Origin of the sequence: Steroidobacter sp. (genome assembly GCF_016790065.1) — a bacterium.
Lineage (GTDB): Bacteria > Pseudomonadota > Gammaproteobacteria > Steroidobacterales > Steroidobacteraceae > Steroidobacter.
The window spans coordinates 1-4,671 of the sequence record NZ_JAEUPY010000617.1; the positions used below are offsets into that span (position 1 = coordinate 1).

Here is a 4,671-nt window from a genome sequence, read left to right on the forward strand (position 1 = left end):
CGGCGCCGCGCGCGCCCGAAGTTGTTAACGCCGCCGCTATCAATGTGCAGCCGATTCGCCCAGCCTGAACCCTCGCGAGCGCCATCGCACGGACACAGCCGCCAAATAACGTCGCGAGCACTACCAGTCCTCCCGAACGGCGCGCACAACTTCGCCGCCCATTGCTTGGCGGCCGCTGATGACAGCGATCAGTGCCGCTGCGGCAATCAGCGCGACGCTCAGGCCCGTCAACAATCCGACCGGCGCGCGCAAATCCATACTCCAATGGAACGACTGCCGATTCACCACGTAGATCAAAATCAAACTAATGGCCGCGCCAGCGAGCAACCCGACGATCACACCGAGCGCCCCAAGCACCGACCCTTCAATCGCCAACATCGTCGCAACTTGCTTGCGCGTAAAGCCGAGATGGCGAAGCGCGCCGAATTCGCTGCGGCGAGCCAGCACCTGCGCGCTGATGCCGGCGGCGATGCCGAACAACCCGATGGTCACCGCCACCAACTCCAACAAATAGGTAATGGCGAATGTCCGGTCGAAAGCAGCGAGCGACAACTGACGAATCTCTCCAGGCGTACGCAAATCATGCTCTGTCCCAGGCGGCATCGCATCGCGAACAGCGCTCCCCACCTTGGCAACATCCGCCGAACCATCCAGCCAGAACCACACCGAATTGACCGCTCGATCCCCCGTCAAAGCAACGTAGTCGTTGCGATCCATGACGACCGCGCCGTTCTGATGCTCATAGTCTCGCCACACCCCTCGCACTGAGCCAACAACTGGTTTCCCGGAAAGCTCAAACTCAAGTGCATCGCCCGGCGCAAGACCAAACAAATCCGCCGCCGCTTCATTGATCCACAACGGCAACGCGCCCACCGGCACCGGGCCAGTGGCCGAACTCATCATCCACAGCACCTCATCGGGACGATCCCGATTCAGCGTGCGCGCAACCAACGTCGCCGCCGGACGATCCGCTGATAGTTGAACGCGAGTGAAGCGGCTGTACTCCACGCGATTGACACCGGGCAGCCGCGCCATCGACTGAGCCAACGACTCTTCCAGATACGACGACTGGCCCACATAACCGACGCGCACATACAAATCCGCCGGCAACACCTTCTGGGTCCATTGATCGAGCGAGTCGCGAAACGACGTGACCATGATGGCCATCGACGCCATCAAGCTGAAACTCACGATGATGGCAGACACACTCAGCGTCGCGTAACGCGCCGTGCCGGCGATCTGGGCAACCGCGATCTCATAAGGCAGAGCTCGGAAGCGCGGCGCATGACTCAAGACGAACCGAACCACCGATGGCATAGCCACCACGCAGGCGATGAGTAACAACGCAATGGCAACGAAGCCGGGCAATGGCAAGCCATCGATGGACGGCAAGAACACGCAGGTCCCCGCCAAGGCCGCCAACGTAAACACCGTCCAACCATGCGAACGAATCTCACCGCTGGTGACATCGCCGACCTTCAGCGCACTCGCCGTTGGAACGCGAGCCGCATCGAGCGCCGGCCGCAACGCGCCGGCCATCGCCACACCGATGCCAAGCAACGAAAACACCGCGATCTCGGCAATGTGAACATTCAAGCCAGGAGCGAACCCACGAAAATAACCAGCGCCGAGGTCCGCGCCCAACGCAGTCAATCCGATCCGCGCAATCGTCAGGCCGAGTACGATTCCAATCGCCGCGCCAAGCACACCGACGATGACGCTGCCAGAAAGCATCAGCAGAAGTTGCTCAGTACGCGTGACTCCAATGGCATGCATGACCGCGAACTCGCGCCGACGTCGCAGCGCCGCCAGCGACTGAGTCGAATAAACAAAGAACCCGCCAGTGAACAAGGCCACCAAAGCCAACGCCGTAAGATTGGATCGATAGGCGCGTGACAGGCGCAAAGCATCGTCAGTCGCTTCACCCGGCGTCGTGACCTTCACGCCCGGCGGCAGAATCTGTGCTAGCGCCGCTTTGACCTGCTCAGGGCTGGAGCCTGTCAGCAAGCGCAAGTTGAGCCGCGACAACTTACCGAGCCGGCCGAACAACCACTGCGCCGTCGCGATGTCGACCACACCTGCGAAGTCCTGCAAAGCCGCCGGCGGCAACACACCGGTGACGCGCAACTTCTCTCGCTGCACGCCGACCTGAAACTCGATGAAGTCACCACGATCCAGCTGCAACTCACGCGCGGCGCTAGCGCTCAACAAGATGGAGCGATTGTCGAACTCATTCGACTCTTCGTCATCGCCGGAGCGAGAGTCACCGCCGACCACCGCCTGAGCAAACGCGGGTTGCAACAGTCGCGAGCGAAAGCCATCGAGCCCCATCAAGGTCAATGCGCCGCGACGGCCGATCAGCTTGGCTTCGACCTCGACGACCGGACTTGCCACCGACACACCGGGAACACGAGCGATCTGCGGATATAAGTTTTCGTCGAAGCCCTCGCTGCCGCCTTCGACAGCGAGATCGGCCAAGCCGTACAGGCTGCGCGCCGCCAACGAAATCTCATCGGCGGCCGAGCGATTGATGAGATAGATCGCCAGCCCGAGCGCCACGCCCAATGCGATGGCGAGCACTGCGAGTAAAGTGCGTCCGGGTGAGCGCCGCATCGGTCCGGAGATCGCGGCCTCGATGAGCAGCGATGAAATCACGATGCGCGCAGGACGCGCGGCGCCAGTCCTTGTCGAGTCAGTTGCAGAACGCGATCGGTCGTCGCAGCGGCAAGCTCAGAATGAGTCACCAATATGCCGGCCGCGTTATCGCGCTTGAGTTGTGCCGCGAGCAGTTCGAGCACCTCAGCGGCGGACTCCGCATCGAGATTGCCGGTAGGCTCGTCGGCCAACACCAGCGCCGGCCGATGCGCCAACGCGCGAGCAACGGCAACTCGCTGCATCTCACCGCCCGAGAGTTGCGAAGGCGCGGCATTGGCTCGATCCGACATACCGACGGCCTCGAGCAATTCACGCACTCGATCCGCAGCCTCGCGTCCTTGCTGACCGTTGAGCGCCAAAGGCAGGGCGACGTTGCGCTCGACACTCAAGTGCGGCAACAAATGAAAAGCTTGGAATACGAAGCCCATGCGTGCGCGGCGCAAAAGCGTGCGGGCATCGTCATCGAAAGCGCCGATGTCACGACCGTCGAGCGTGATGCGGCCGGTGTCGGGCGTGTCCAGCCCGGCGATCAAATTGAGTAGCGTGGATTTGCCGGTGCCCGACTCGCCCATCACGGCGACATACTCGCCGGCGGCGAGCTGCAACGAAACGCCACCGAGCACCTGTCGCGGTGGCGATCCGCCGAAAGATTTACTGATGTTCTCGACCTGGAGCATCGCGGGCGCAGCTCACCTCGCGATCAGAACCCGACGATCACACCGAGCCCGGCCTGGTACTGCAGGAACGTGTCGGACTTGGCGCGAATGCCGCAAGTACCGGCGCCGTTATCGGACACGCAGAACAAGTTGCCGTCGGTATCGAGCAACGAGACGAAAGCGCGCGCATCGAAACGCACACCGATGTGGTCGGTGATGGGCACCTTCACGCCAGCGCCCACCGAGAAGGCGAGCTTGGTTTCAGTGTCCAGCCCCGACTGATCCGGGCTGAAACGTGCGGCACCCACAGTGATGCCGAAGTACGGAATGAAGCGTTCGGATTCCATACCGCTGACCGTGCCGCCGATCTGCAAATACTCCACGTCCAGATCCATGGGTACCGTGCCGTCCACCTGCGTGCCCTGCTTCACGTACAGGAACTCGTAGTGTCGCCATTGATCCACAGCGGCGTTGACGATCAGGCCGAAGCTGTTGTCCTCGTCCAAATCCCGATCGGTGTTGGTGCTGGGATCTTCAAACTCGCCACCGGCCATGTAGCCGTAGAACGGCGTCAGCTCCCATTTCCAATAGTCGTCCGAGGGCTGCTGCGCAGCTGCCGTCCCGGCCATGGCCAGCAATGCCAGGCCGACGAAAATCTGTCGTGGAAAGAACCACTTACCAATGTGCCAATGCATAGCCTAAAGACTCCTTGAGATCCGGCGGGCGCGCCGAGAACCGGCTGGCGTCGCGCCGGCTAAGTTAACATGCCGCCGGTGTATTGCCTGAACGTCGCCTTCACACCACGCTATTCGCAGCCGCGCCGGAATCGGTCGCGCCTCACGTCCTCGACGCAGCCGTCATGAAGTGGTCTGGTTTTCTGGTTGCGGCGGTCTTCGCGGCGCTCACCTTCGGCCTGTGGGCCTATGTGAACCAGCCCAACGCCGAACCGCCCTGGCCGGAACGAGTACAAGGCATGGCCTTTTCGCCATTCCAGGCCGGCCAGGATCCGGTGGTCCGAGTCCTGCCCAGCGAACCGCAGATCGACAGCGACCTGCAATTATTGGCCGGCAAAGTTACCGCAGTTCGTAGCTACTCCACGTTGAACAGCCTGGGTCGCATTCCCGAGCTCGCGGCCCGTCACGACATCAAAGTGTCGCTGGGCGCGTGGCTGGATCGGCGACTCGCCACCAATGAGCTGGAAGTCGCGGCGGCCATCGAACTCGCCAACAAACACGCCAACGTGATTCGTCTGGTCATCGGCAACGAGGCCGTGCTGCGCGGCGACCTCACCGTCGCGCAGCTGGCCGAACAGTTGGATCGGGTACGCGACGCTGTGACGCAGCCGGTGAGCACCGCCGAA

General features: G+C 62.1%; 3 protein-coding genes and 1 pseudogene. 1 reads left to right on the forward strand and 3 read right to left on the reverse strand.

Annotated elements, in window-relative coordinates; translation table 11 throughout:
- Nucleotides 1-120: 120 nt before the first annotated feature.
- From JNL55_RS25335 to JNL55_RS25345, 3 genes are read right to left on the reverse strand one after another with little or no spacing between them, the layout of a single operon-like run.
- The gene (locus tag JNL55_RS25335) at nt 121-2,655 is read right to left on the reverse strand and encodes an FtsX-like permease family protein (RefSeq protein ID WP_293860899.1); all 2,535 of its coding nucleotides are present in this window, start codon (nt 2,653-2,655) and stop codon (nt 121-123) included.
- On the reverse strand, nt 2,652-3,332 hold the full coding sequence (locus JNL55_RS25340) for an ABC transporter ATP-binding protein (RefSeq protein WP_293860902.1): 681 nt from the start codon (nt 3,330-3,332) through the stop codon (nt 2,652-2,654). The genes JNL55_RS25335 and JNL55_RS25340 overlap by 4 nt, the downstream gene beginning before the upstream one ends.
- 23 nt (nt 3,333-3,355) lie before the next feature.
- Nucleotides 3,356-4,006: an outer membrane beta-barrel protein gene (locus tag JNL55_RS25345; protein ID WP_293860905.1), complete on the reverse strand. Its 651-nt coding sequence runs from the start codon at nt 4,004-4,006 to the stop codon at nt 3,356-3,358.
- Nucleotides 4,007-4,170: 164 nt separating this feature from the next.
- Between JNL55_RS25345 and JNL55_RS25350 the strand changes: the two are divergent.
- Nucleotides 4,171-4,671, forward strand: a pseudogene (locus tag JNL55_RS25350) (beta-(1-3)-glucosyl transferase); the annotation flags it as partial.

Coding starts and splice junctions, on each gene's coding strand:
- JNL55_RS25345 (WP_293860905.1), bottom strand. CDS start 4,006: ATGCATTGGCACATTGGTAAGTGGTTCTTTCCACGACAGATTTTCGTC.
- JNL55_RS25340 (WP_293860902.1), bottom strand. CDS start 3,332: ATGCTCCAGGTCGAGAACATCAGTAAATCTTTCGGCGGATCGCCACCG.